Below are 26374 nucleotides of genomic sequence, written 5' to 3'. Positions count from 1 at the left end.
GTTACATATGAAAAAAATTATTTATTTCGGATTTAGTTTCTTGTCGCTATTTCTTCTGTTTGCTTGTGGCAAAGAAGAGAGTAAACCAAGCCAAACAACTCAGAGTCAACCACAGCAACAAACGACTGTGAAGCAAGTGGCTGTGGGAGCAGAGGCACCAGATTTCACTCTTCAATCAATGGATGGAAAAGAAGTCAAATTGTCTGATTATAAAGGTAAAAAAGTCTATCTTAAATTTTGGGCTTCTTGGTGTGGACCATGTAAGAAAAGTATGCCAGAATTGATGGAACTTGCTGCTAAGGAAGATCGTGACTTTGAAATTTTATCAGTTATTGCACCAGGGATCCAAGGTGAAAAAACTATAGACCAATTTCCAAAATGGTTTGAAGAACAAGGTTATAAGAATATTCCTGTTCTGTATGATACAAAAGGAAGCATTTTCCAAGCTTACCAAATCCGAAGTATCCCAACAGAATATCTTATTGATTCCAATGGTAAAATTGCTAAGATTCAATTAGGAGTAATTAGTAATGCAGATGCTGAAGCAGCATTTGCTAAAATGGATTAAACTATTTTGAAATAAAAAAGTCTAGACAAGTTTGTCTAGACTTTTTATTTCTATGTGAACTTAGTTTTTAGAAGCTGCTTGGAATTCTGGGTTTTTCCATGCTTCGTCAATGATTGCTTTCAATTCTTTAGCAGAAGCGTGCATTTTTTGAAGTTCAGCATCGTTCAATGGGATGTTTACTGGACGTACAATTCCGTGTGCTCCAACAACAGCAGGTTGACCGATATAGACTTCTTTAATTCCGTATTGACCTTCTTGGAATACAGAAAGTGGAAGTACTGCATTTTCATCATCAAGGATTGCTTTAGTGATACGAGCAAGGGCAACTGCGATACCATAGTATGTAGCACCTTTCTTGTTAATGATTGTGTAAGCAGCATCACGAACACCTTCAAACAATTCGATCAATTCAGTTTCTTGAACATTTTGAGTATCTTTCAAGAATTCTTCAAGGTTCACACCAGCGATGTTAGCGTGTGACCAAACGGCGAATTCTGAGTCACCGTGTTCACCCATGATGTAGGCGTGAACTGAACGAGCGTCAACATCCAATTTTTCAGCAAGGGCTTGACGGAAACGAGCTGAGTCAAGTGAAGTACCTGAACCGATAACACGTTCTTTAGGGAATCCAGAGAATTTCCATGTAGAGTATGTCAAAACGTCAACTGGGTTAGCAGCTACTAGGAAGATACCGTTAAATCCAGATTCAACAACTTGTGTTACGATTGATTTGTTAATTGCAAGGTTTTTACCTACAAGGTCAAGACGAGTTTCACCTGGCTTTTGAGGAGCACCTGCTGTGATTACAACGAGGTCAGCATCCGCACAGTCTGCGTATTCAGCTGCATAAATCTTCTTAGGTGAAGTGAAAGCGAGGGCGTGGCTAAGGTCAAGAGCATCACCAACAGCTTTTTCGTGCAATTGAGGGATTTCAATGATACCAAGTTCTTGAGCGATACCTTGGTTTACAAGAGCGAAAGCGTAAGATGAACCTACGGCACCGTCACCAACGAGGATAACTTTTTTGTGTTGTTTAGTTGCTGTCATTTGCCTAAACATCTCCTTTATTTTTATTGTGGGATTTCCCGTTCATCTTCATTTTAGCACTTTTAAAAAGCTTTGTCACGAATAACCTATTTACTTTTTTATGTAAACGTTTTAGACGTTTCAGAACACTGAAATAGACAAGAATTTATGGTATAATAAAACTAGTTATTAATAGTGAAATGAGGCATTTGTTAATGCAGGATAAAAATTTAGTGAATGTCAATTTGACAAGGGAGATGAAGACTAGCTTTATCGACTACGCCATGAGTGTTATCGTTGCTCGAGCTCTTCCTGATGTCCGTGATGGATTGAAACCAGTTCATCGTCGTATTTTATATGGGATGAATGAATTAGGAGTTACTCCTGATAAACCTCATAAGAAGTCCGCTCGTATTACTGGGGATGTTATGGGTAAATACCACCCACACGGAGATTCCTCAATCTATGAAGCTATGGTCCGTATGGCACAATGGTGGAGTTACCGTTACATGCTTGTAGACGGACATGGAAACTTTGGTTCTATGGATGGTGATGGAGCTGCTGCTCAACGTTATACCGAAGCACGTATGAGCAAGATTGCTCTTGAAATGCTTCGTGATATCAATAAAAATACAGTTGATTTTGTTGATAACTATGATGCCAATGAGCGTGAACCTTTAGTTTTGCCTGCACGTTTTCCAAATCTTTTGGTCAATGGAGCAACGGGTATCGCAGTTGGTATGGCGACCAATATTCCGCCACACAACTTAGGAGAGACCGTTGATGCTGTTAAGTTGGTCATGGATAATCCAGAAGTTACAACCAAAGAATTGATGGAAGTACTGCCTGGTCCAGATTTCCCAACTGGTGCTCTCGTTATGGGGAAATCAGGTATTTATAAAGCCTACGAAACAGGAAAAGGCTCTATCGTACTTCGTTCTCGCACTGAAATCGAGGTCACTAAAACTGGTCGCGAGCGTATTGTTGTTACAGAATTTCCATACATGGTTAACAAGACGAAAGTGCATGAGCACATTGTACGATTAGTACAAGAAAAGCGTATCGAAGGTATTACAGCTGTTCGTGATGAGTCAAACCGAGAAGGTGTACGTTTCATCATTGAAGTGAAACGGGATGCGTCTGCCAATGTCATTTTAAATAACTTGTTCAAGATGACTCAGATGCAAACTAGCTTTGGTTTTAACATGTTGGCCATTCAAAATGGTGTTCCAAAGATTCTCTCTCTGCGTCAAATCTTAGATGCTTATATTGAGCACCAAAAAGAAGTGGTGACTCGACGCACTCAGTTTGATAAAGAGAAAGCTGAAGCGCGTGCGCATATCTTAGAAGGTCTCTTGATTGCACTAGATCATATTGACGAAGTCATTCGTATCATCCGTGCCAGTGAAACTGATGAAGAGGCTCAAGCAGAATTGATGAGCAAGTTCAAGCTTTCTGAGCGTCAAAGTCAAGCAATTCTTGATATGCGTCTCCGTCGTTTGACAGGTTTGGAACGTGATAAGATTCAGTCTGAGTATGATGAACTCATAGCATTGATTGCTGACTTAGCAGATATTCTTGCTAAGCCAGATCGTGTGGCACAAATCATCAAGGAAGAATTGGATGAGGTCAAACGTAAGTTTGGTGATAAACGTCGTACTGAGTTGATGGTCGGTGAAGTCTTGACACTCGAAGATGAAGATTTGATTGAAGAATCTGATGTTCTCATCACTTTATCAAACAAAGGTTATATCAAACGTTTGGATCAAGACGAGTTTACTGCTCAAAAACGTGGTGGACGTGGTGTTCAAGGTACTGGCGTCAAGGATGATGACTTTGTGCGTGAGTTGGTATCTACTAGCACCCATGATCACTTACTCTTCTTTACCAACAAAGGGCGAGTTTACCGACTTAAAGGTTATGAAATCCCTGAGTATGGTCGTACAGCCAAAGGATTGCCTGTTGTGAATCTCTTGAAGCTGGATGAAGGAGAAAGTATCCAAACCATTATCAATGTTGATTCAGAACGTAGTGATGATGCTTACCTCTTCTTCACAACTCGAGCAGGTATTGTCAAGAGAACGAGCGTCAAAGAATTTGCAAACATTCGTCAAAACGGTCTCAAAGCCTTAAATCTGAAAGATGAAGATGAGTTAATTAATGTTCTCCTTACTCAAGAAGATATGGACATCATCATCGGAACAAAACTAGGCTACGCAGTCCGCTTTAACCAATCAACTGTTCGCAGTATGAGCCGTAGTGCTACTGGTGTTCGAGGGGTGAACCTTCGTGAAGGTGATACAGTAGTTGGAGCCAGTGTTATTACTGATCAGGATGAGGTTCTGATTATCACCGAAAAAGGTTATGGTAAGCGAACGGTCGCTACAGAATATCCGACCAAGGGCCGTGGTGGTAAAGGTATGAAGACAGCCAATGTTACCGATAAAAATGGTCCACTTGCCGGTCTTTTGACTGTTACGGGTGATGAAGACTTGATGATCATTACAGATAAAGGTGTGATGATTCGAACAAACGTTGCCAATATTTCGCAAACAGGACGCTCAACTATGGGAGTTAAAGTGATGCGTCTTGATCAGGATGCTAAAATTGTGACCTTTACGACAGTTGCGGCAGCAGAGAAAGAAGAAGTTGGGGCAGAAAATGAAATAGAAAGTGAAGAATAATGTCTCAAAAAAGAACTAAAAGAAAAAAGAATAAGCATAAGAATCTGCTGATTAATATTATATCCGGGTTTTTAATCCTTTTGTCTCTAGCTTTAATTTTTAATTCACAGATTCGAAATTTCTTTATGATTTTAAATACCAATAAGTATCAGGTAGGACAAGTTTCTAAAGAAACACTTGATAAAAATGCTTCTGCGGATGGAAATTTTGATTTTAACTCAGTTAAAGCTCTATCATCAGAGGCAGTGCTATCAGCTCAATGGGATTCCCAACAGCTTCCTGTTATTGGTGGAATTGCAATTCCAGAACTTGAAATGAACTTGCCTATATTTAAAGGACTCGCAAATGTTAACCTTTTCTATGGTGCTGGGACAATGAAACCAAATCAGGTAATGGGAGAAGGAAACTATTCTTTGGCGAGTCACCGGATATTTGCTGGAGAAAATGCGGATAAGAAGTTATTTTCACCTCTTGCTCGTGCTCAAAAAGGAATGAAAATTTATCTCACTGATAAAGAAAAAGTCTATACATACGAGATTGAAGAAGTCAAAATTGTAACTCCTGATCGAGTAGATGTAATTGATGAACGAGATGGTGTTAGTGAGGTTACCTTGGTGACCTGTGAAGATGCTAATGCTGTTGAAAGAATTATCGTTAAAGGAAATTTGATAGAGACAAAATCATATGCAGATACTCCATCAGATATTTTAAACGCTTTTAATAAGCCATACAAGCAATTTTACGAATAGTAATAAAAGGTTCGCTAGTATTAGCGGCCTTTTTTGTCATTTTCAGAAAATAGGTATGGTAAAGACTTTTCAATTTTCTTAAAAAGTAGTATAATAGCTCTATTACAGAAATTTTTAGAAAATTCCAAAAGAGGTTTGTTATGGGATACACAGTTGCTGTTGTCGGTGCTACAGGTGCCGTAGGTGCTCAAATGATCAAAATGTTAGAAGAATCAACTCTTCCAATTGAAAATATTCGCTACCTTGCGTCTGCACGTTCTGCAGGGAAGGTCTTACAATTCAAGGGTCAAGATGTGACCATTGAAGAAACCACAGAAGATTCTTTTGAAGGTGTTGATATTGCTCTTTTCTCTGCTGGTGGTTCAACTTCTGCAAAATTCGCACCTTATGCTGTTAAAGCAGGAGCAGTTGTTGTAGATAATACTTCCTACTTCCGTCAAAATCCAGATGTGCCACTGGTTGTTCCTGAAGTGAATGCTCACGCACTTGATGCTCACAACGGAATTATTTCTTGCCCTAACTGTTCAACTATTCAAATGATGGTAGCTCTTGAGCCTGTTCGCCAAAAATGGGGCTTGGAACGTATCATCGTATCTACTTACCAAGCTGTCTCAGGTGCTGGTATGGGTGCTATTCTTGAAACACAGCGTGAGTTGAAAGAAGTTTTGAATGAAGGTGTGAATCCACGTGATGTCCAAGCAAACATCTTGCCATGTGGTGGGGACAAGAAACATTATCCAATTGCGTTCAACGCACTTCCTCAGATTGACGTCTTCACTGACAATGACTACACTTACGAAGAGATGAAGATGACAAACGAAACCAAAAAAATCATGGAAGACGATAGCATTGCCGTATCAGCAACCTGTGTGCGTATTCCGGTCTTGTCAGCTCACTCTGAGTCAGTCTATATTGAAACAAAAGAAGTGGCCCCAATTGAAGAAGTGAAAGCAGCTATTGCTGCCTTCCCAGGTGCAGTTCTTGAAGATGATGTTGCTCACCAAATCTATCCTCAAGCAGTAAATGCTGTTGGTTCACGTGATACATTCGTCGGGCGTATCCGTAAGGACTTGGATGCAGAAAAAGGAATCCATATGTGGGTGGTTTCTGATAACCTCCTTAAAGGTGCTGCCTGGAACTCAGTTCAAATCGCAGAAACTTTACATGAACGCGGATTAGTTCATCCAACTGCTGAATTAAAATTTGAATTGAAATAATGTGTAGGAGTTCTTTTGAACTCCTTCTTTAAAGTAGAGAGGTATTTTGTATGTCTTATCAAGATTTAAAAGATTGTAAAATTATCACGGCTTTTATTACTCCTTTCCATGAGGATGGTTCTATAAATTTCGATTCGATTCCAGATTTGATTGAGCATTTATTGGCTCACCATACGGATGGTATCCTTCTAGCAGGGACAACCGCTGAGAGTCCAACCTTGACCCACGATGAGGAGTTGGAATTATTTGCCGCCGTTCAGAAGGTTGTCAATGGCCGTGTCCCCTTAATCGCTGGTGTGGGGACAAATGACACACGTGACTCTATCGAATTCGTTAAAGAAGTAGCAGAGTTTGGTGGTTTTGCGGCTGGTCTTGCGATTGTTCCTTACTACAATAAACCTTCTCAAGAGGGAATGTACCAACACTTTAAAGCTATTGCAGATGCCTCTGATTTACCAATTATTATCTATAATATCCCTGGACGTGTAGTAGTCGAAATGACTCCAGAAACTTTACTTCGCTTAGCAGAACATCCAAACATCATTGGTGTCAAGGAATGTACGAGTCTTGCGAATATGGCCTACTTGATTGAGCATAAGCCAGAAGGGTTTTTGGTTTATACTGGTGAAGATGGAGATGCCTTCCATGCGATGAATCTTGGTGCTGACGGGGTTATCTCTGTTGCATCACATACCAATGGTGATGAGATGCATGAAATGCTTACGGCTATTGAAGAAAGTGACTTGAAGAAAGCAGCGGCTATTCAACGTAAATTCATCCCTAAAGTCAATGCTCTTTTCTCTTATCCAAGTCCTGCACCCGTTAAAGCAGTTCTCAACTATATGGGATTTGAAGTTGGGCCAACTCGCCTACCGCTAGTTCCTTGCCCTGAAGAGGATGCCAAACGCATTATCAAGGTTGTTATTGATGGGGACTATGAGGCAACCAAGGCAACTGTCACAGGAGTTCTTCGTCCTGATTACTAAAATCATCATTATTAATAATGGAAACTTCCTAAAAAAGTTAAATTTTTGGGAAGTTTTTTTCTTTTTTTACGAATAAATAAATAGATAGAAAAAAAGGAGTCGATCATGAAAATTAAGATTGATAATTTTGAAATTTATAAGTTAAAACAGGCAGGATTAAGTAATCAACAAGTGTTAAATGTTCTTCAATATGGAGAAATTTATGATCAAGAATTGAGTTTAGAGACCATCGCAGAAGCTTCAGAGTGTCGAAATCCAGTGGCTTTTATGGAACGTTATCACAAACTTACCTTTGAAAGTATGGAACGATTGCAAAAGGATTTTGAAAAGTTTCCTTCATTTTCTATTTTGGATGATGTTTATCCAATTGCGCTAAGTGAAATTTATGATGCTCCTGTATTGATATTTTATAAAGGAGATTTAAATCTCTTAAAATTACCAAAGATTGCAGTTGTGGGTAGTCGCTCTTGTAGTCAAGTAGGTACAAAATCTGTGAAAAAAGTTATTGAAGAACTTGAAAATGAATTGGTTGTAGTAAGCGGACTTGCTAAGGGAATTGACACAGCAGCCCACATGTCAGTTCTACAAAAAGGTGGTAAAACGATTGCGGTTATCGGGACGGGTCTAGATGTTTACTATCCTAGAGCCAATAAACGTTTACAGGAATATATTGGAGACAATCATTTAGTATTAAGCGAGTACGGTCCAGGTGAAGAACCCTTGAAATATCATTTCCCAGCTAGAAACCGGATTATTGCAGGCTTGTGTAGAGGAGTCATTGTGGCTGAAGCCAAGATGAGATCAGGAAGTTTGATCACTTGTGAACGTGCTATGGAGGAAGGTAGAGATGTATTTGCTATCCCAGGTTCTATTTTGGATGGGCGCTCAGATGGGTGTCATCATTTGATTCAGGAGGGAGCAAAGTTGGCAACATGTGGGCAGGATATTCTCGGCGAATTTGAGTTTTAGACATAGAATCATTTCATCTAGCAAACTTTTCTTCTATTATATGGGTGTTAAGTCTTGACAGGTTTTTAAAAATGGTTTACACTTTATAAAGTTTATTACTTTGAAAAGGTGTGATACTGTGGCTACGGCAACAAAGAAGAAAAAATCAACAGTTAAAAAAAATCTGGTAATCGTGGAATCGCCTGCTAAGGCTAAAACGATTGAAAAATATCTAGGGCGTAACTATAAGGTTTTAGCTAGCGTCGGTCATATTCGTGACTTGAAAAAATCAAGTATGTCAGTCGACGTGGAAAATAATTACGAACCGCAATATATCAATATTCGAGGAAAAGGTCCTCTAATTAATGACTTAAAAAAAGAAGCAAAAAAAGCCAATAAAGTTTTTCTTGCAAGTGACCCGGACCGTGAAGGAGAAGCGATTTCATGGCATTTGGCTCATATTTTAAATCTTGATGAAAATGATACAAACCGTGTTGTTTTCAATGAGATTACCAAGGATGCGGTCAAAAACGCTTTTAAAGAACCTCGTAAAATTAATATGGACTTGGTAGATGCTCAACAAGCTCGGCGTGTTCTTGACCGCTTGGTAGGATATTCCATCTCGCCTATTTTATGGAAGAAGGTCAAGAAGGGCTTGTCAGCTGGTCGTGTGCAATCTATCGCACTTAAATTAATCATTGACCGTGAAAATGAAATCAATGCCTTTCAGCCAGAAGAATACTGGACTATTGATGGTACCTTCAAAAAAGGAACCAAGCAATTCCAGGCTTCTTTCTTTGGCTTGAATGGTAAAAAGATGAAGGTCACCACCAATGATGAGGTTAAGGAAGTTCTTTCTCAGCTAACCAGTAAAGACTTTATTGTGGATCATGTTGATAAGAAAGAACGCAAGCGAAACGCTCCACTTCCTTATACTACCTCCTCTATGCAGATGGATGCGGCTAACAAGATTAACTTCCGTACACGCAAAACCATGATGGTAGCCCAGCAACTCTATGAAGGAATCAATATTGGTACAGGTGTTCAAGGTTTGATTACCTATATGCGTACCGATTCTACTCGTATTAGTCCTGTGGCGCAAAACGAAGCTGCAAGCTACATTACCGAACGCTTTGGTAGTAACTATTCTAAGCATGGCAGTCGCGTAAAAAATGCTTCTGGTGCTCAGGATGCCCACGAAGCTATTCGTCCTTCAAGTGTTTTCAATACACCAGAAAAGATTGCTAAGTATTTGGATAAAGACCAGCTTAAACTCTATACACTCATATGGAACCGCTTTGTGGCTAGTCAGATGACTGGTGCGATTTTCGATACCATGGCTGTTAAATTGTCGCAAAATGGAGTTCAATTTGCAGCCAATGGTAGTCAGGTTAAGTTTGATGGTTATTTAGCCATTTACAACGATTCTGATAAAAATAAGATGCTGCCAGATATGAAAGTAGGAGATGTGGTCAAACAGGTCAATAGCAAACCTGAACAACATTTCACACAACCGCCTGCACGGTATTCAGAAGCAACACTGATTAAAACCTTGGAAGAAAACGGAGTTGGACGTCCATCTACCTATGCTCCAACCATTGAGACAATCCAAAAACGTTACTATGTAAGACTAGCATCTAAACGCTTTGAGCCAACTGATCTAGGTCAAGTCGTAAACAAGCTGATTGTCGAATACTTCCCAGATATTGTTAACGTGAAGTTTACCGCTGAAATGGAAGGTAAACTGGATGATGTTGAGGTTGGAAAAGAAGAGTGGCAACGGGTTATTGATGAATTTTACAAACCATTCTCTAAAGAGGTCGCAAAAGCTGAAGCAGAGATGGAAAAGATTCAAATCAAGGATGAACCAGCGGGATTTGACTGTGAAGTCTGTGGTAGTCCGATGGTGATTAAGATTGGACGATTTGGTAAGTTTTACGCATGTAGCAATTTCCCAGATTGTCGACACACACAGGCCATTGTCAAAGAAGTCGGTGTTACTTGTCCAAGTTGTCATCAAGGGCAAATCATCGAACGCAAAACTAAACGTAATCGCATTTTCTATGGATGCAATCGTTATCCAGAATGTGACTTTACTTCTTGGGATAAACCGGTTGGACGTGATTGTCCTAAGTGTGGTCACTTCCTGATGGAGAAAAAAATCCGTGGTGGTGGTAAACAAATTGTATGTAGCAATGGTGACTACGAAGAAGAAAAAGTTAAATAAAAGTGAAAGGACTGAAGTAGATATTTTAGTCCTTTTCTAATTTAAACTTGACAGATTTCATCTTTTTATGCGAAACTAGAAGAAGATTATACTGACCTTGGAGTAGACATGCGTATCATTTATCTCAGTATTGGATTCATCTCATTAGCTCTGGCAATCATTGGTGTTGTTTTGCCGCTATTACCAACAACTCCCTTTCTCTTATTGTCAATCGCTTGCTTTTCTAAATCTTCTAAGCGTTTTGAAGATTGGCTCTATCAGACCAAACTTTATCAAACCTATGTTGCTGACTTTAGAGAAACTAAGTCTATTGCGCGTGAACGCAAGAAGAAAATCATTGTTTCGATTTATATCTTGATGGGAATTTCGATTTATTTTGCTCCGCTTTTACCCGTAAAAATTGCTTTAGGTTGTTTAACAGTATTTATAACCTATTATCTATTTAAGGTGATTCCAGATAAGGAATAGCTTTAAAAAGTCGTATTTTTTAAAAAATAGGGTTACTTAAAACAATATGATATAATAACATTAAATAAATCGTCGAGGAGTATCAAATGATTTATGAATTTTGTGCTGAAAATGTGACCTTGATTGAAAAGGCCATGCAGGCTGGAGCTCGACGTATTGAGCTCTGTGATAACCTTGCTGTTGGTGGAACGACACCAAGCTACGGAGTAACCAAGGCAGCTGTTGAACTAGCATCTAACTACGATACGACTATTATGACTATGATTCGTCCACGTGGTGGTGACTTTGTTTACAATGACCTCGAGATTTCTATTATGCTCGAGGATATTTGTCTAACTGCTCAAGCAGGTAGCCAAGGGGTTGTCTTTGGTGCATTGAGAGCGGATAAGAAGCTGGATAAGGTCAACCTTGAAAAATTGATTGCTGCTTCTAAAGGCATGGAAATTGTTTTCCACATGGCTTTTGATGAATTAAGCGATGAAGATCAGTTGGAAGCCATTGATTGGCTTAGTCAAGCTGGAGTGACACGCATCTTGACTCGCGCTGGTGTATCTGGAGATTCGTTAGAGAAACGATTTGCTCACTATCGTAGAATTCTAGAACACGCTGCAGGTAAAATTGAAATCCTACCAGGTGGAGGTATTGACATGGACAACCGTCAAACCTTTATCGATCAACTAGGTGTGACACAATTACATGGAACAAAGGTTGTCTTTTAAAAAATAGAAAGGAACTGCTAGCTTTTGGTAGCAGTTTTCGCTTATGTTTGAAATTTTTAAGTCCTATCAATTTAATACTAAGAAGGCTAAAGAATATGGATTTGTAGAAAATCAAGGAATATGGAACTATAATTTGACTATCTTGGAGGGAGACTTTCTAATGGTAGTTACAGTTGAAGATGGAGACTTATCTTTTCAAGTTTATGACCAAGAAACAGGAGATCTTTATCCTCAAGTCCACATGGAAAGCATGAGAGGAACTTTTGTCGGAAGCGTTCGAGAGGCTTGTTTAGAAGTTCTTTATGGCATTCGAAAGGCTTGTTTTGAGGTACAGGAATTTCTCTGTCCACAGACCAAGAGAATCATGGCGCTTGTTCAAGAAAAGTATGGCAATCAGCTGGAATATCTATGGGAGAAATCGCCTGATACGGCTGTTTTGCGCCATGAAGATAATCAGAAGTGGTATGCTATTTTAATGAGAATTCCTTGGGATAGGCTAGATAAGGAGAGAGATGGGCTAGTGGAAGCAGTCAACCTCAAACACGACCAAGTAGCTGATTTGCTTTCACAAAACGGAATTTACCCAGCCTTTCATATGAATAAACACTATTGGATTAGCGTTCCACTTGATGATACTCTAACTGACGAAAGGGTTCTTGAACTATTTGAAATAAGTTGGTCTTTGACTTCAAAAAAAGAAATAGGATAAAACAACTGACAAGGAGGCTTATACACAGATGATTGATATAAAACAACTTGCTAGCATTTTACTCTTGCTATGGAATTTCTTTATCTTTATCCTATATGGAATAGATAAATATAAGGCCAAACGCGGATACTGGAGAATTCCAGAGAAGTATTTACTCTTAGGAGCTTTTATACTTGGTGGCTTTGGAGCCTGGATGGCAGGACTAATGTTCCATCATAAAACTCGAAAATGGTATTTTAAAACGGTATGGATTTTGGGGATGGTGGTAACAGTAGGAACTTTATATATGGTTTGGAAATGAATTTTATGATGATTGGTTGTATTCTGAGAGGTACTAACTATCAAGTAACATTATAATGTAGCAATAAAAAATTAGAGATATTAGAAAAAATTTTCAAAATAATATAAAACAAAAATAGAGGGCCTATAAACTCTCTATTTTTTGTGAAATAACGAGTAAAATCCGAACATAATAATTTTAATACTTCAAAATGTTTGACAAAAACTTTACATTAGTTTATAATCGTAAAAGGAAACGTCGGAAAAGACGTAGTGATGCGAAAGCGTAGGTAGGTCATCATAAAAGAAACGAGATATCGAAATGTTAAACGAATTTCCGATTTTTGACTATGAAGATATTCAGCTTATTCCAAATAAATGTGTGGTCAAAAGTAGATCTGAGGTTGATACTCATGTTACTTTAGGAAATCATACATTTAAGTTACCTGTCGTTCCTGCAAATATGCAGACGATTTTGGACGAAGATGTGGCAGAACAACTTGCTAAGGATGGTTATTTCTACATTATGCACCGTTTTGATGAAGAAGGACGAATCCCCTTTGTGAAACGCATGCATGATAAAGGCTTGATTGCTTCTATCTCTGTTGGAGTTAAGGAGTACGAGTATGATTTTGTGAGTCAACTCAAGAATGACGCTCCAGAGTATATCACCATTGATATTGCTCATGGCCATTCAGATAGTGTGATTTCCATGATTCAACACATCAAGAAAGAATTGCCAGAGACCTTTGTCATTGCGGGGAATGTTGGAACTCCAGAAGCTGTGCGTGAACTTGAAAATGCGGGTGCCGATGCTACTAAAGTTGGAATTGGACCTGGTAAGGTATGTATTACTAAGGTTAAAACAGGTTTTGGTACTGGTGGTTGGCAGTTAGCAGCTCTTCGTTGGTGTGCTAAGGCTGCTCGTAAACCGATTATTGCTGACGGTGGCATTCGGACACATGGAGATATTGCTAAGTCAATCCGATTTGGTGCTAGAATGGTTATGATTGGTTCTCTGTTTGCTGGACACATTGAAAGTCCAGGAAAAACGATTGAGATTGATGGAGAACAGTTCAAAGAATATTATGGTTCAGCTTCTGAATATCAAAAAGGCGCTTATAAAAATGTCGAGGGTAAAAAGATTCTTTTACCAGTAAAAGGTCACTTACAAGATACATTAACTGAAATGGAGCAGGATTTGCAAAGTGCTATCTCTTATGCAGGTGGTCGCAAGGTAGCTGATCTTAGACATGTTGATTATGTCATTGTGAAAAATTCCATCTGGAATGGAGACGCTCACTAAATCGTATTTTTTACTCATTTATATCACGAATTGGCGTGGTGTTTCTACAAGGTACCGTAAATACCTAACAATGAGTAAGTCACGGGGAAGTATGGTTACTGGACTATATTTCTTATTGGGGACTTACTTTGTAGGTCCCTTTTTCTTTTGGAGGTTACTATGAAATTATTGGAAGAACGGATTTTAAAAGATGGGAATGTTTTGGGTAAAGATATTCTCAAAGTGGATTCTTTCTTAACGCACCAAGTAGATTATTCTTTGATGCGTGAGATTGGGCGTACTTTTTCTCAACATTTTAAAGAGGCTGGTATCACCAAGGTTGTAACCATTGAAGCATCAGGAATTGCTCCAGCTCTTTATGTAGCAGAGCAACTAGATGTGCCGATGATTTTTGCTAAAAAAGCTAAAAATATTACCATGAATGAAGGTATTTTAACAGCAGAAGTTTACTCATTTACCAAGCAAGTGACAAGCACAGTGTCTATCGCTGGTAAATTTTTATCCCCTGAGGATCATGTTCTCATTATTGATGATTTTTTGGCCAATGGTCAAGCTGCTAAAGGGTTGATTGAAATCATTCAACAGGCTGGTGCTAGTGTTGAAGCGGTTGGGATTGTGATTGAAAAATCTTTCCAAAAGGGCCGTGAATTGCTAGAAAATGCTGGACAAACAGTCGTATCATTAGCTCGTGTGGAACGTTTTGAAGATGGAAAAGTAATTTTTAAGGAGGCAGACATCTAATGAACAAGCAAGAAAAACATTCACAAGCAGCCATACTAGGGTTGCAACATTTATTGGCGATGTACTCAGGATCAATCCTGGTTCCTATCATGATTGCAGGTGCTTTGGGATATACCACCGAGCAATTGACGTATTTAATTTCAACAGATATCTTCATGTGTGGTCTTGCAACTCTTTTGCAAGTGCAACTGCATAAACAATTTGGGATTGGACTTCCAGTTGTTCTTGGTGTGGCTTTCCAATCAGTGGCTCCCTTAATTATGATTGGTCAGAGTCATGGTAGTGGTGCCATGTTTGGTGCCTTGATTGCTTCAGGGATTTATGTGATTTTGGTTGCAGGAGTCTTTTCTAAAGTAGCCAATCTCTTCCCTTCAATTGTTACTGGTTCCGTCATTACAACAATTGGTTTGACATTGATTCCAGTAGCTATCGGAAACATGGGAAACAATGTTGAAAAGCCAACAGGAGAAAGCCTTGCCCTAGCTGCTATTACCATCCTTATTATTCTCTTGGTCAACATCTTGACTAAAGGATTTATCAAATCCATTTCGATTTTGATTGGTTTAATCACAGGTACTGTAATCGCTTCTTTTCTAGGCTTGGTTGATTTTTCTCCAGTAGCAAAAGCACCTCTCGTTCATATTCCAAGTCCTTTCTATTTCGGAGCTCCTCAGTTTGAAATTTCTTCCATCGTTATGATGTGTATTATTGCTACAGTATCTATGGTTGAGTCAACCGGAGTTTATCTTGCCCTTTCAGATATTACAAAAGATCCGATTGATAGTACTAGACTACGTAACGGTTATCGTGCAGAAGGTCTAGCAGTATTATTGGGAGGTATCTTTAATACCTTCCCATACACTGGATTCTCACAAAATGTAGGTTTGGTGAAATTATCTGGTATCCGTACACGTTTGCCAATTTATTACGCTGCTGGTTTCCTGATTCTTTTAGGATTATTACCTAAGTTTGGAGCCTTGGCACAGATTATTCCAAGTCCAGTTTTGGGTGGAGCTATGCTCATTATGTTTGGTTTTGTTTCTATCCAAGGAATGCAAATTTTGTCACGTGTTGATTTTGCACACAATGAACATAATTTCCTGATTGCTGCTGTATCAATTTCAGCTGGTGTAGGGTTAAATGGAAGCAATCTCTTTAATAGTTTACCAACTGCCTTCCAAATGTTCTTTTCAAATGGGATTGTGGTTGCCAGTGTACTTGCTATCCTACTAAATGCAATTTTAAATCGTAAAAAATAAAAATTAGGTGAGAAGAGATAAAAATCTCTTCTCACTTTTTGTTTTTAAGGTTCTATCTACCTTATAGGCCCATTTTTATGGTAAAATAGTTCTATGAACGAAAGAATGAATGAGTTAGTAGAGTTACTAAATCGTTATGCGACAGAATATTACACAAGTGACAATCCATCTGTATCTGATAGTGAGTATGACCGCTTGTATCGTGAGTTAGTGGAGTTGGAGCAAGCACATCCAGAACAAGTCTTACCCAATAGTCCGACTCATCGTGTGGGGGGAAAGATTCTTGATGGTTTCGAAAAATATAGTCACCAGTATCCTCTATATAGCTTGCAGGATGCTTTTTCTCGTGAAGAATTACTTGCATTTGATGCGCGTGTTCGAAAAGAATTACCGAATGTTACCTATATTTGTGAATTAAAGATTGACGGTCTCTCCATTTCATTAACCTATGAACAAGGAGTTTTAGTAGTTGGAGCGACGCGTGGAGATGGCTCAATCGGTGAAAATATTACAGAAAATCTAAAACGCGTTAAAGATATTCCATTGACATTGCCAGAAGCGCTCGATATGACTGTTCGTGGTGAATGTTATATGCCCAGAGCTTCCTTTGACCAGGTTAATCAATCTCGTCAAGAAAATGGAGAGCCAGAGTTTGCTAATCCACGAAATGCTGCTGCAGGAACCCTACGCCAATTAGATACAGCAGTAGTAGCTAAGCGTAATCTCGCTACCTTCCTCTATCAGGAAGCTAGTCCTTCTACTCGAAATAGTCAAGAACAAGTTTTAAAACACTTGGAACAGTTAGGTTTTGTTGTCAATCCTAGACGTGTATTAGCTCACAGTATGGATGAGGTTTGGCAATTCATCCAAGAAGTCGGTCAAGAACGAGACCAGTTGCCTTATGATATCGATGGAGTTGTGATAAAAGTCAATGATCTAGTTGGTCAAGAGCAGTTAGGTTTTACTGTGAAGGCTCCAAAGTGGGCAGTAGCTTATAAGTTCCCAGCTGAAGAAAAAGAAGCTAAACTACTTTCTGTTGATTGGACAGTAGGGCGTACGGGTGTAGTGACGCCAACGGCTAATCTAACACCGGTGCAACTTGCTGGTACAACTGTTAGTCGTGCGACTCTCCATAATGTGGATTATATTTCTGAAAAGGATATTCGTAAGGATGATACAGTTATCGTCTATAAAGCTGGAGATATCATTCCTGCAGTCTTGCGTGTCGTAGAATCTAAGCGAATTTCTGAAGAAAAACTCGACATTCCAACAAACTGTCCAAGTTGTGAGAGCAAGCTTTTGCATTTTGAAGATGAGGTGGCTCTACGTTGTATCAATCCGCGTTGTCCTGCTCAGATCATGGAAGGTTTAATTCATTTTGCTTCACGTGATGCCATGAATATCTCAGGTCTTGGCCCATCAATGGTTGAAAAGCTCTTTGCAGCCAATTTAGTTAAGGATGTAGCCGATATTTATCGCTTGACTGAACATGATTTCCTCCAATTAGAGGGTGTGAAAGAAAAAACAGCTCAAAAACTCTATCAAGCTATTCAAGCTTCCAAAGAAAATTCTGCTGAAAAACTCTTATTTGGATTGGGAATCCGTCATGTTGGAAGTAAAGCTAGCAAATTATTAGTCCAACACTTTCATTCTATCGAGACACTAGCTCAAGCAGATCCAGAAGAAGTGTCCAACATTGAAACTTTAGGAAGTGTCATCGCAAAAAGTTTGCAAACTTATTTTGCAACAGAAGGCTCAAAAATTCTTTTAAGGGAATTGAAAGAATTAGGTGTTAGTCTAGATTACAAGGGACAGGTAGTTGCAGGTGATGCAGCTTTATCTGGTCTGACTGTCGTATTGACTGGAAAGCTAGAGCGCCTCAATCGCTCAGAAGCTAAATCTAAATTAGAAAGTCTGGGAGCCAAGGTTACAGGTAGTGTATCGAAAAAAACAGACCTTGTAGTTGCTGGAGCAGATGCAGGAAGCAAGCTCCAAAAGGCACAAGAACTAGGAATCGAGATTCGAGATGAAGCTTGGTTAGAGGGTTTGTAACCAGCACATATTTTACAATATCCGTTTTTTATTTCTTGATATCATTCGAATCATTTAAACAAGAAATGAAATGGTATAAAATCAACAATTAGAAATTAGGTAAATTTATGTACAATTATCCTGTACTTATTCATTACCATCGTAAAGATGAAGATTATGACGCATGCAATTATAGTAAAGATCCAATAGACACAGAAAAACTTAATAGAGTAAAAGAATATTTTGGAACTACATTTTCATTGACTCAAGCAAGTGAAACACCTCTTGAACAGTTTATCTTTAGAGTAGAAAAGGACGGGGAGACAAGAGAATATCCTATCCGATTCAACTATTATCCACTTTTGACAGAAGTTTGGATTTTGGATGGAGATGATACAGTTTATTATTCTGAAAATCCAGCCATTGCAAGTCCACACTATAAAGATCAAAATCCATTTGCTTTTGATAAAGCGATTAATAGTGCAAGCTTTGATCACCACTGGGGTTATCAAGGAGAATTGGGCTGCCGAGTTTCTGCTAACGAAACGAGCTTTAAACTCTGGTCGCCTACAGCAACAACTGTAAAAGTTGTAGTTTATGAATCAGCCAGCAATGATGCTCCTATCTTGAAAACTTATGAGATGAAACGTGGGAATAGTTATTCTTATAGTCACAAGGATAATACAATTGGTGTTTGGAGTTTAACAGTTCCAGAAGGTCTTGCAGGTCGTGCTTATCAATATCAGATTGATTTTCCTCATCACCAATCATTGACGCGCGATCCATATACGACTGCAACGAGTCCAGATGGTAAACGTTCAGCAATTCTTTCAGAAGAAGAACGTCAAGTTGAAGGATTTGAAGTTAAAAACGGAACAGAAGCAACTTGGCGATTGGAAAATCCTTGTCAAGCTGTTGTTTATGAAATGCATATTCGTGATTTGACCAAGTCTGAAACTTCTGGTGTTGCTCCTGAATTAAGAGGAACTTTCTTGGGTGCAGCCCAAACTGGAACAGTCAACCAATACGGCCAGTCTACTGCATTTGACTACATCAAGGAATTGGGTGTGAACTATGTTCAACTACAGCCAATAGCTGATCGTCACAAAGAGTATGATGCAGATGGAAATGTAACTTACAACTGGGGCTACGACCCACAAAACTACAATGCACCAGAAACTAGCCTTTCTACAAATCCTAATGATCCTGGTCAAGTTATTCGTGACTTGAAAAAGATGATTCAAGCTTATCATGATGCAGGTATTGGCGTTATCATGGATGTGGTTTATAATCATACCTTTTCAACTGTTGATGCTCCATTCCAAACAACGGTTCCAGACTACTATTATCGAATGAATCGTGATGGTAGTTATCAAAATGGAACAGGTGTAGGCAACGAGACAGCCAGTGAGCACGAAATGTTCCGTAAGTACATGATCGACTCACTGCTCTATTGGGTGAATGAGTTTAATATTGATGGTTTCCGCTTTGACTTAATGGGAATCCATGATGTTAAAACCATGCAGATGATTCGTTGGGCAATGGATGAAGTCGATCCTAAAATTATCCTTTACGGAGAAGGTTGGGATATGGGGACAGGTCTTGCTCCCTATGATAAGGCTAAGAAGGACAATGCTTATCAGTTGCCAAATATTGGATTTTTCAATGATGACCAACGTGATGCTGTAAAAGGTGGCGAAGTCTATGGAGATATCAAATCTGGTTTTGTCAGTGGAGCTGCTACTGAACCGATTGTTGCTAAAGCTATCCTTGGTAGCCGTGAGTTGGGTTCTTATTTAAGCCCTAATCAGGTTGTTAACTACGTAGAAGCACACGATAATTATAACTTGCATGATTTGCTGGCGACTCTTCATATAACGGAAGACCAAGAAAGCATCATGAAAAAGGTAGAAACAGCAACTGCCATGAATCTGCTTATGCAAGGTATCTCCTTTATGGAACTCGGTCAAGAATTTGGTCGTACCAAATTGGTACCTACAGGGGAAAATGGTGAGCTAACTCATGACGACCGCGAACGTGCTATGAATAGTTACAATGCTCCAGATGCAGTGAACCAGGTAGATTGGAACTTGATGAACGAACGTCAGGATAGTATTGAATTTATTCGTGAAATAATACGCCTAAAAACAAAGTGTGGTGCCTTTTCATATCCTACATATGAGGAAGTTTACCGTCACGTCTTTGTTCATACATCGGTTGAAAATAGTGGTTGGATTGTCTATGAAATTCATGATGAGGACGAGCATTTCTTAGTCGTTTTTAACGCCAAAGGAGAATCTCACTATTATGAGAATGCAGGTAACCTTGAAGTGTTGATTTCTAATAGTCGATCAAACCAAGAAAATACTCTTGACAATGTAAGCGTAGCTGTCATGAATATTTTATCTTAAATCATCAAGCAAAACTCAAGATTTAATCTTGAGTTTTTTTTGCGTAAAATGTAAGAATATATCAAAATAAAAAAAGTTACAATAAATAGTTGAAAATTTCAGAAAATTTGGTAAAATGATATCATATATGATTAAACCGAACAAAAAATAACATTTAATCATAAAACGTTAAGTTTCTGGGTGGTGTAATTCATAAAATAAGAACTGAAATCTTTATAGTAAGTAATTTGTTACTACAACAAATAAAATCAAGCAAGGATAATGATAAGTAAAGAAGATTACTAAAATAATAAGAAAATGATTTAAGGAAATTTTGAAAAAAATTTATATTAATTCGGAAATTAGTTGAAAGTTTCCTTAAAAGATAGTATAATAGAATTATAGAAAACGCTTACAATATAAAGGGGGATTTATGGATAAATTTGAAGCTTTAAGAACTTTTACAACTGGCGAAAATTTCCATCTTCAACACTATTTGGGCGCACACCTTGAGGAGAGAGATGGGGAATGGGGCTACTCATTCCGTGTTTGGGCTCCAAATGCGCAGGCAGTCCATCTAGTCGGTGATTTTACCAATTGGATTGAAAACCAAATCCCCATGGTTCGGAATGAATCTGGAGTTTGGGAAGTTTTTACCACTTTAGCCAAAGAGGGACATATTTATAAATATAATATTACTCGCGCTAATGGTCATCAACTTATGAAGCTCGATCCTCTAGCCATTCGCTATGAGGCTCGTCCGGGAACAGGGGCTGTTTTAACAGAAATTCCTGAGAAGAAATGGAAGGATGGGCTCTGGCTAGCTCGAAGAAAACGTTTAGGATTCTTTGAGAGACCTGTTAATATTTACGAAGCTCATGCGGGCTCTTGGAAAACAAATCCTGATGGAACACCATACAGTTTTGCTCAATTAAAAGAAGAATTGATACCTTACCTAGTTGAGATGAATTACACTCATATTGAGTTTATGCCGTTGATGGCGCATCCGCTAGGCTTGAGTTGGGGTTATCAACTCATGGGTTACTTTGCTTTAGAGCATACTTATGGTACCCCAGAAGAGTTTCAGGACTTTGTTGAGGAGTGTCACTTAAATAATATCGGCGTCATCGTAGACTGGGTTCCAGGCCACTTTACCATCAATGATGATGCATTAGCCTATTATGATGGAACACCAACTTTTGAATATCAAGACCATGATAAAGCACACAACTATGGTTGGGGGGCATTGAATTTTGACCTTGGTAAAAACGAAGTCCAATCTTTCTTGATTTCAAGTATTAAGTTCTGGATTGATTTTTATCATTTGGATGGTATTCGAGTTGATGCTGTAAGTAATATTCTCTATCTTGATTATGATAATGCTCCATGGACGCCAAATAAAGATGGTGGCAATCTTAACTACGAAGGTTATTATTTCCTTCAACGTCTAAATACTGTTATTAAACTTGCTCACCCTGATGTTATGATGATTGCTGAAGAGTCTTCTTCAGGAACTAAGATAACTGGAATGAGGGAGATGGGTGGACTTGGATTTGATTACAAGTGGAACATGGGATGGATGAATGATATTCTCCGTTTCTACGAGGAAGATCCAATCTATCGCAAGTATGATTTTAACCTTGTGACCTTCAGCTTCATGTATATCTTTAGCGAAAACTACCTTTTGCCATTTTCACATGATGAGGTTGTCCATGGTAAGAAGAGTATGATGCATAAGATGTGGGGAGATAGGTACAATCAATTTGCGGGTCTGAGAAATCTATATACCTACCAAATCTGTCACCCTGGGAAGAAATTACTTTTCATGGGTAGCGAGTTTGGCCAATTCTTAGAGTGGAAATCAGAAGAACAATTAGAGTGGTCTAACCTTGAAGATCCGATGAATGCTAAGATGAGATACTTCACATCTCAGTTGAATCAACTTTATAAAGAGAATCGTTGCCTCTGGGAAGTAGATATGAGTTATGATGGTATCGAAATCATTGATGCCGATAATAGAGATCAAAGTGTCCTATCCTTTATCCGTAAAGGAAAGAAAGGCGATATGCTAGTCTGTGTCTTCAATATGGCACCAGTTGAACGCCCTGACTTCACAATTGGTCTTCCTGTCGCAGGTGTTTATGAAGAAATTTGGAATACAGAGTTAGAACAATGGGGTGGTGTTTGGAAGGAACACAACCAAACAGTTCAAACTCAAGAAGGATTATGGAAGGATTATAAGCAGACATTAACCTTTACTTTACCAGCAATGGGGGCAAGTATCTGGAAAATGAAACGTCGCTTGAAACCTACTAAAAAAGAATTAAATAAAACATATAAAGGAGTAGAAAATGAAGAATGAAATGCTAGCCTTAATCCTTGCTGGTGGGCAAGGAACTCGTCTCGGTAAACTCACTCAAAGCATTGCAAAACCTGCTGTGCAATTTGGCGGGCGCTACCGCATTATCGACTTTGCTCTCTCAAACTGTGCTAACTCTGGTATCAATAATGTTGGTGTTATTACACAATATCAACCGCTAGCTCTAAATAGTCACATTGGTAATGGTTCTAGTTGGGGTTTAGATGGTATTGACACAGGAGTTTCTATCCTTCAACCATATTCTGCTAGTGAGGGAAATCGCTGGTTTGAAGGTACAAGTCATGCAATTTACCAAAACATCGACTATATTGATAGCATCAATCCTGAGTATGTATTGATTCTTTCAGGTGACCATATCTACAAGATGGATTACGATGATATGCTCCAATCTCACAAGGACAATAACGCCAGCTTGACAGTTGCTGTTTTGGATGTACCATTAAAAGAAGCAAGTCGTTTTGGTATCATGAATACCGATGCCAACAATCGTATTGTCGAATTCGAAGAAAAACCAGCCGAACCAAAATCAACGAAGGCTTCTATGGGTATTTACATCTTCGATTGGAAACGTCTACGCAACATGCTTGTTGCAGCTGAAAAAGCAAACATTGACATGTCTGACTTTGGTAAAAACGTTATTCCAAACTATCTTGAAACTGGTGAAAGTGTCTATGCTTATGAATTTAATGGATACTGGAAGGACGTTGGTACGATTGAATCACTTTGGGAAGCAAATATGGAATATATCTCCCCAGAGAATGCTCTAGATAGCCGTAACCGTCAATGGAAAATATATTCACGTAACCTTATCGCTCCACCAAACTTCCTTGGAGAACACGCACATGTAGAAGATTCTCTTGTAGTAGATGGATGTTATGTAAATGGAACAGTTAAACACTCTATCTTATCAACAGCTGCTCAGGTTCGTAAAGGAGCTGAAGTTGTTGATTCTGTAATCATGAGTGGAGCAGTTATCGGAAGAGGCGCTAAAATTACTCGTGCGATTATCGGAGAAGGAGCAGTCATTGCTGATGGTGTAGAGATTGATGGTACAGAAGAAGTACAAGTAATCGGATATAATGAAGTAGTGGGGGTAGCAACAGATGAAGATTGATAAATATTCAGCGATTTTAGGAAACACCGTTGGTTTTCATGATATGTCAACCTTGACAAGTAATCGTCCTGTGGCAAGTTTGCCATTTGGAGGAAAGTATCGTTTGATTGACTTCCCACTTTCAAGTCTAGCCAATGCTGGTGTTCGTAGTATCTTCGGAATTTTTCAACAAGATAATATCAGCTCTGTTTTTGACCATATTCGATCAGGACGTGAATGGGGCTTGAATACGCTTCTTAGTCACTACTACCTTGGAATTTACAATACCCGTGTAGAAAGCAGTACGGTTGGTAAAGAGTATTATCAACAACTCTTGACCTACTTGAAACGTTCTGGTTCAAATCAAACAGTATCCTTGAACTGTGATGTTTTGGTGAATATTGATCTTGCTCAAGTTTTCCACCTGCATAATACAACAAAATCACCAATCACAGTTGTGTATAAGAAATTGCCTAAGAAGGAAATTTCAGAAGTAAATGCAATCCTTGATATAGATGAAACTGATCATGTGGTTTCCCACAAACTCTTTGATAAAAAATCAAACCAAGAGTACTACAACATGTCTACTGATATTTTTGTTGTAGACACTCCGTGGTTGATTAAGAGATTGGAAGAAGAAGCTCAAAAGGAATTTCCGGAAAAATTACGGTATGTTTTGCGGGATTTGGCGGCAAAAGAGGGTGCTTTTGCGTATGAATACACAGGCTATCTAGCAAACATCCACTCAGTGGAAACATACTATCAAGCTAATCTGGATATGCTTGATCAGCATAAATTCTACTCTTTGTTCTCACCAAATCAAAAGATTCATACAAAGGTTAAAAATGAAGAGCCTACTTACTATGCACCTGGTTCAAAAGTAAACACCTCACAATTTGCTTCTGGTAGTATCGTTGAAGGTGAAGTCGTTAAGTCAGTTATTTCACGTAATGTTCGTATCAATAAAAATAGCTTTGTAAAAGAATCTATCATTTTCCCTCGCGTTGTCATCGGAGAAGGTGCACAAATTGAAAATGCTATCGTAGATAAGGGTGCTGAAATAGCTGCGGGAGTTGTGATTCGAGGTACAGTAGAAAACCCTGTAATCATCAAAAAAGGCGACAAAGTAACAGAGGATATCTTTTCATGAAAATTTTATTTGTAGCAGCAGAAGGTGCGCCCTTTTCAAAAACTGGTGGATTGGGAGATGTTATCGGAGCTCTTCCTAAATCACTAGTAAAAGCAGGACAGGAAGTTGCTGTTATCTTACCGTATTATGATATGGTAGAGGCTAAGTTCGGTGATCAAATCGAAGATGTTCTTCAATTTGAAGTCTATGTTGGTTGGCGCAAACAATTTTGTGGAGTTAAGAAAACAGTTTTAAACGGTGTTACTTTCTACTTTATTGACAATCAATACTATTTCTTCCGTGGGCATGTTTACGGAGATTTCGATGATGGTGAACGCTTTGCTTTCTTCCAACTTGCTGCCCTAGAAGCTATGGAACGTATTGGGTTTATCCCTGATGTCCTCCATGCTCATGATTACCACACAGCTATGATTCCTTTCTTGTTGAAAGAAAAATACAGATGGATTCAAGCTTACCAAAACATCAAAACTGTCTTGACTATCCATAATTTGGAATTTCAAGGTCAGTTCTCTGAAGGTATGCTTTGGGATTTGTTCCGAGTTGGTTTTGAACGTTATGCGGATGGTACAGTTCGCTGGAATGATTGCCTCAACTGGATGAAGGCTGGTATTCTCTATGCTGATCGTGTTACAACTGTATCACCAAGTTATGCTCATGAAATTATGACAACAGAGTTTGGGTGTGGTATTGATCAAATTCTCCGAATGGAATCTGGTAAGCTTTCTGGTATTGTAAACGGAATTGATACTGATTTATACAACCCAGTGACAGATGCTTTGTTAGAGTACCATTTTGATAAAACTGATTTGTCAGGTAAGGCTCAAAATAAAGCTAAACTTCAAGAAAAAGTTGGTCTTCCTGTCCGTCCGGATGTTCCAATGATTGGTATTGTATCACGTTTAACAAGACAGAAAGGTTTTGACGTCGTTGTTGAAGGATTGCATCGTATGCTTCAAGAAGACCTTCAAATCGTTCTCTTGGGTACAGGAGATCCTGGTTTCGAACAAGCTTTCTCCTGGTTTGGACAAGTATTCCCAGAAAAATTGTCTGCCAATATTACCTTTGATGTAAAACTCGCACAAGAGATTTATGCAGCGTGTGATATTTTCCTTATGCCAAGTCGCTTTGAACCATGTGGACTTTCACAAATGATGGCTATGCGCTATGGAACTTTGCCTCTTGTCAATGAGGTTGGTGGTTTGAGAGATACTGTTCAGCCATTCAATCCGATTGAAGGAACTGGTACAGGATTTAGCTTTAACAACCTAACTCCTTACTGGCTCAACTGGGCTTTACAAACCGCCTTGGATGTTTATCACAACCATCCAGATGTTTGGGAAAATATGCAAGTTCAAGCCATGGAATGTGACTTCTCATGGGATACTGCTTGTCAGTCTTACCTTGATTTGTATCACAGCTTAGCAAACTAAATCATTAAAATCGT

General features: G+C 38.8%; 21 protein-coding genes and 1 riboswitch. Of the genes, 20 read left to right on the top strand and 1 reads right to left on the bottom strand.

What is annotated here, in order from left to right; translation table 11 throughout:
* The first annotated feature begins 7 nt into the window (after window positions 1-7).
* Window positions 8-568, top strand: coding sequence for a thiol-disulfide oxidoreductase-associated lipoprotein SdbB (gene sdbB, locus HMPREF9180_RS06225; RefSeq protein WP_006145660.1), 561 nt, complete (start codon window positions 8-10; stop codon window positions 566-568).
* A 60-nt stretch (window positions 569-628) separates the two neighbouring features.
* Here the strand turns inward: sdbB and HMPREF9180_RS06220 are convergent, their stop codons facing one another.
* Window positions 629-1615, bottom strand: a complete 987-nt coding sequence (locus tag HMPREF9180_RS06220) for an L-lactate dehydrogenase (protein ID WP_025168689.1) — start codon at window positions 1613-1615, stop codon at window positions 629-631.
* A gap of 194 nt (window positions 1616-1809) precedes the next feature.
* On the opposite strand from HMPREF9180_RS06220, the gene gyrA reads away from it, so the two are divergent.
* The 19 genes from gyrA (at window position 1810) to glgA (ending at window position 26360) form a co-directional block, all read left to right on the top strand.
* Window positions 1810-4278: a DNA gyrase subunit A gene (gene gyrA / locus HMPREF9180_RS06215; protein ID WP_006145656.1), complete on the top strand. Its 2469-nt coding sequence runs from the start codon at window positions 1810-1812 to the stop codon at window positions 4276-4278.
* Window positions 4278-5027 carry a class A sortase gene (locus tag HMPREF9180_RS06210; protein WP_006145655.1) on the top strand — a complete coding sequence of 250 codons (750 nt, stop codon included), beginning with the start codon at window positions 4278-4280 and terminating at the stop codon, window positions 5025-5027. Before gyrA ends, HMPREF9180_RS06210 begins: the two co-directional genes overlap by 1 nt.
* A 140-nt stretch (window positions 5028-5167) precedes the next feature.
* Entirely contained in the window at window positions 5168-6244 is a 1077-nt protein-coding gene (locus tag HMPREF9180_RS06205) for an aspartate-semialdehyde dehydrogenase (protein ID WP_006145653.1), read from the top strand.
* Between the two features lie 50 nt (window positions 6245-6294).
* Window positions 6295-7230, top strand: a complete 936-nt coding sequence (gene dapA, locus HMPREF9180_RS06200) for a 4-hydroxy-tetrahydrodipicolinate synthase (RefSeq protein WP_006145651.1) — start codon at window positions 6295-6297, stop codon at window positions 7228-7230.
* Between the two features lie 111 nt (window positions 7231-7341).
* The gene (gene dprA / locus HMPREF9180_RS06195; protein WP_025168688.1) at window positions 7342-8199 is read left to right on the top strand and encodes a DNA-processing protein DprA; all 858 of its coding nucleotides are present in this window, start codon (window positions 7342-7344) and stop codon (window positions 8197-8199) included.
* Window positions 8200-8317: 118 nt separating this feature from the next.
* Window positions 8318-10405: a type I DNA topoisomerase gene (gene topA, locus HMPREF9180_RS06190; RefSeq protein WP_006145648.1), complete on the top strand. Its 2088-nt coding sequence runs from the start codon at window positions 8318-8320 to the stop codon at window positions 10403-10405.
* 108 nt (window positions 10406-10513) lie between these two features.
* The gene (locus HMPREF9180_RS06185) at window positions 10514-10873 is read left to right on the top strand and encodes a YbaN family protein (protein WP_006145646.1); all 360 of its coding nucleotides are present in this window, start codon (window positions 10514-10516) and stop codon (window positions 10871-10873) included.
* A gap of 86 nt (window positions 10874-10959) precedes the next feature.
* The gene (locus HMPREF9180_RS06180) at window positions 10960-11592 is read left to right on the top strand and encodes a copper homeostasis protein CutC (RefSeq protein ID WP_006145645.1); all 633 of its coding nucleotides are present in this window, start codon (window positions 10960-10962) and stop codon (window positions 11590-11592) included.
* Window positions 11593-11635: 43 nt separating this feature from the next.
* Window positions 11636-12301: an MmcQ/YjbR family DNA-binding protein gene (locus tag HMPREF9180_RS06175; protein ID WP_006145644.1), complete on the top strand. Its 666-nt coding sequence runs from the start codon at window positions 11636-11638 to the stop codon at window positions 12299-12301.
* A 31-nt stretch (window positions 12302-12332) separates the two neighbouring features.
* A complete protein-coding gene (locus tag HMPREF9180_RS06170) occupies window positions 12333-12602 on the top strand; it encodes a DUF1294 domain-containing protein (protein WP_025168687.1) in 270 nt (89 codons plus the stop codon).
* A gap of 300 nt (window positions 12603-12902) precedes the next feature.
* Window positions 12903-13886, top strand: coding sequence for a GMP reductase (guaC, locus tag HMPREF9180_RS06165; RefSeq protein ID WP_006145642.1), 984 nt, complete (start codon window positions 12903-12905; stop codon window positions 13884-13886).
* Window positions 13881-13977, top strand: a riboswitch (purine riboswitch). (Overlaps the previous gene by 6 nt.)
* Before the next feature lie 68 nt (window positions 13978-14045).
* A complete protein-coding gene (locus HMPREF9180_RS06160; RefSeq protein WP_006145641.1) occupies window positions 14046-14627 on the top strand; it encodes a xanthine phosphoribosyltransferase in 582 nt (193 codons plus the stop codon).
* Window positions 14627-15886 carry a nucleobase:cation symporter-2 family protein gene (locus tag HMPREF9180_RS06155; RefSeq protein WP_006145640.1) on the top strand — a complete coding sequence of 420 codons (1260 nt, stop codon included), beginning with the start codon at window positions 14627-14629 and terminating at the stop codon, window positions 15884-15886. Before HMPREF9180_RS06160 ends, HMPREF9180_RS06155 begins: the two co-directional genes overlap by 1 nt.
* Window positions 15887-15979: 93 nt before the next feature.
* Window positions 15980-17938, top strand: coding sequence for an NAD-dependent DNA ligase LigA (gene ligA, locus HMPREF9180_RS06150; RefSeq protein WP_006145639.1), 1959 nt, complete (start codon window positions 15980-15982; stop codon window positions 17936-17938).
* Between the two features lie 107 nt (window positions 17939-18045).
* Window positions 18046-20328, top strand: coding sequence for a type I pullulanase (gene pulA, locus HMPREF9180_RS06145; RefSeq protein ID WP_006145638.1), 2283 nt, complete (start codon window positions 18046-18048; stop codon window positions 20326-20328).
* 412 nt (window positions 20329-20740) lie between these two features.
* Window positions 20741-22669 (top strand): 1,4-alpha-glucan branching protein GlgB, encoded by a 1929-nt coding sequence (glgB, locus tag HMPREF9180_RS06140; RefSeq protein WP_006145637.1) that lies wholly within the window; start codon window positions 20741-20743, stop codon window positions 22667-22669.
* The gene (locus HMPREF9180_RS06135) at window positions 22659-23801 is read left to right on the top strand and encodes a glucose-1-phosphate adenylyltransferase (RefSeq protein WP_006145636.1); all 1143 of its coding nucleotides are present in this window, start codon (window positions 22659-22661) and stop codon (window positions 23799-23801) included. Before glgB ends, HMPREF9180_RS06135 begins: the two co-directional genes overlap by 11 nt.
* Complete coding sequence (gene glgD, locus HMPREF9180_RS06130; RefSeq protein ID WP_006145635.1) at window positions 23791-24930, top strand: glucose-1-phosphate adenylyltransferase subunit GlgD; 1140 nt, start codon at window positions 23791-23793, stop codon at window positions 24928-24930. The genes HMPREF9180_RS06135 and glgD overlap by 11 nt, the downstream gene beginning before the upstream one ends.
* Window positions 24927-26360: a glycogen synthase GlgA gene (gene glgA / locus HMPREF9180_RS06125; RefSeq protein WP_006145634.1), complete on the top strand. Its 1434-nt coding sequence runs from the start codon at window positions 24927-24929 to the stop codon at window positions 26358-26360. The genes glgD and glgA overlap by 4 nt, the downstream gene beginning before the upstream one ends.
* The last annotated feature ends 14 nt before the right edge of the window (window positions 26361-26374 follow it).

The organism is Streptococcus peroris ATCC 700780 (assembly GCF_000187585.1).
GTDB lineage: Bacteria > Bacillota > Bacilli > Lactobacillales > Streptococcaceae > Streptococcus > Streptococcus peroris.
This window is presented reverse-complemented; position numbering and strand designations above follow the sequence as displayed.

Excerpts from the sequence above, each read along its gene's own strand:
- pulA (WP_006145638.1), top strand. The coding sequence starts at position 18,046 with ATGTACAATTATCCTGTACTTATTCATTACCATCGTAAAGATGAAGAT.
- glgB (WP_006145637.1), top strand. The coding sequence starts at position 20,741 with ATGGATAAATTTGAAGCTTTAAGAACTTTTACAACTGGCGAAAATTTC.
- HMPREF9180_RS06210 (WP_006145655.1), top strand. The coding sequence starts at position 4,278 with ATGTCTCAAAAAAGAACTAAAAGAAAAAAGAATAAGCATAAGAATCTG.
- dapA (WP_006145651.1), top strand. The coding sequence starts at position 6,295 with ATGTCTTATCAAGATTTAAAAGATTGTAAAATTATCACGGCTTTTATT.
- HMPREF9180_RS06205 (WP_006145653.1), top strand. The coding sequence starts at position 5,168 with ATGGGATACACAGTTGCTGTTGTCGGTGCTACAGGTGCCGTAGGTGCT.
- gyrA (WP_006145656.1), top strand. The coding sequence starts at position 1,810 with ATGCAGGATAAAAATTTAGTGAATGTCAATTTGACAAGGGAGATGAAG.
- HMPREF9180_RS06220 (WP_025168689.1), bottom strand. The coding sequence starts at position 1,615 with ATGACAGCAACTAAACAACACAAAAAAGTTATCCTCGTTGGTGACGGT.
- HMPREF9180_RS06185 (WP_006145646.1), top strand. The coding sequence starts at position 10,514 with ATGCGTATCATTTATCTCAGTATTGGATTCATCTCATTAGCTCTGGCA.
- HMPREF9180_RS06160 (WP_006145641.1), top strand. The coding sequence starts at position 14,046 with ATGAAATTATTGGAAGAACGGATTTTAAAAGATGGGAATGTTTTGGGT.
- ligA (WP_006145639.1), top strand. The coding sequence starts at position 15,980 with ATGAACGAAAGAATGAATGAGTTAGTAGAGTTACTAAATCGTTATGCG.
- glgA (WP_006145634.1), top strand. The coding sequence starts at position 24,927 with ATGAAAATTTTATTTGTAGCAGCAGAAGGTGCGCCCTTTTCAAAAACT.
- guaC (WP_006145642.1), top strand. The coding sequence starts at position 12,903 with ATGTTAAACGAATTTCCGATTTTTGACTATGAAGATATTCAGCTTATT.
- HMPREF9180_RS06175 (WP_006145644.1), top strand. The coding sequence starts at position 11,636 with ATGTTTGAAATTTTTAAGTCCTATCAATTTAATACTAAGAAGGCTAAA.
- sdbB (WP_006145660.1), top strand. The coding sequence starts at position 8 with ATGAAAAAAATTATTTATTTCGGATTTAGTTTCTTGTCGCTATTTCTT.
- HMPREF9180_RS06155 (WP_006145640.1), top strand. The coding sequence starts at position 14,627 with ATGAACAAGCAAGAAAAACATTCACAAGCAGCCATACTAGGGTTGCAA.
- glgD (WP_006145635.1), top strand. The coding sequence starts at position 23,791 with ATGAAGATTGATAAATATTCAGCGATTTTAGGAAACACCGTTGGTTTT.
- HMPREF9180_RS06180 (WP_006145645.1), top strand. The coding sequence starts at position 10,960 with ATGATTTATGAATTTTGTGCTGAAAATGTGACCTTGATTGAAAAGGCC.
- HMPREF9180_RS06135 (WP_006145636.1), top strand. The coding sequence starts at position 22,659 with ATGAAGAATGAAATGCTAGCCTTAATCCTTGCTGGTGGGCAAGGAACT.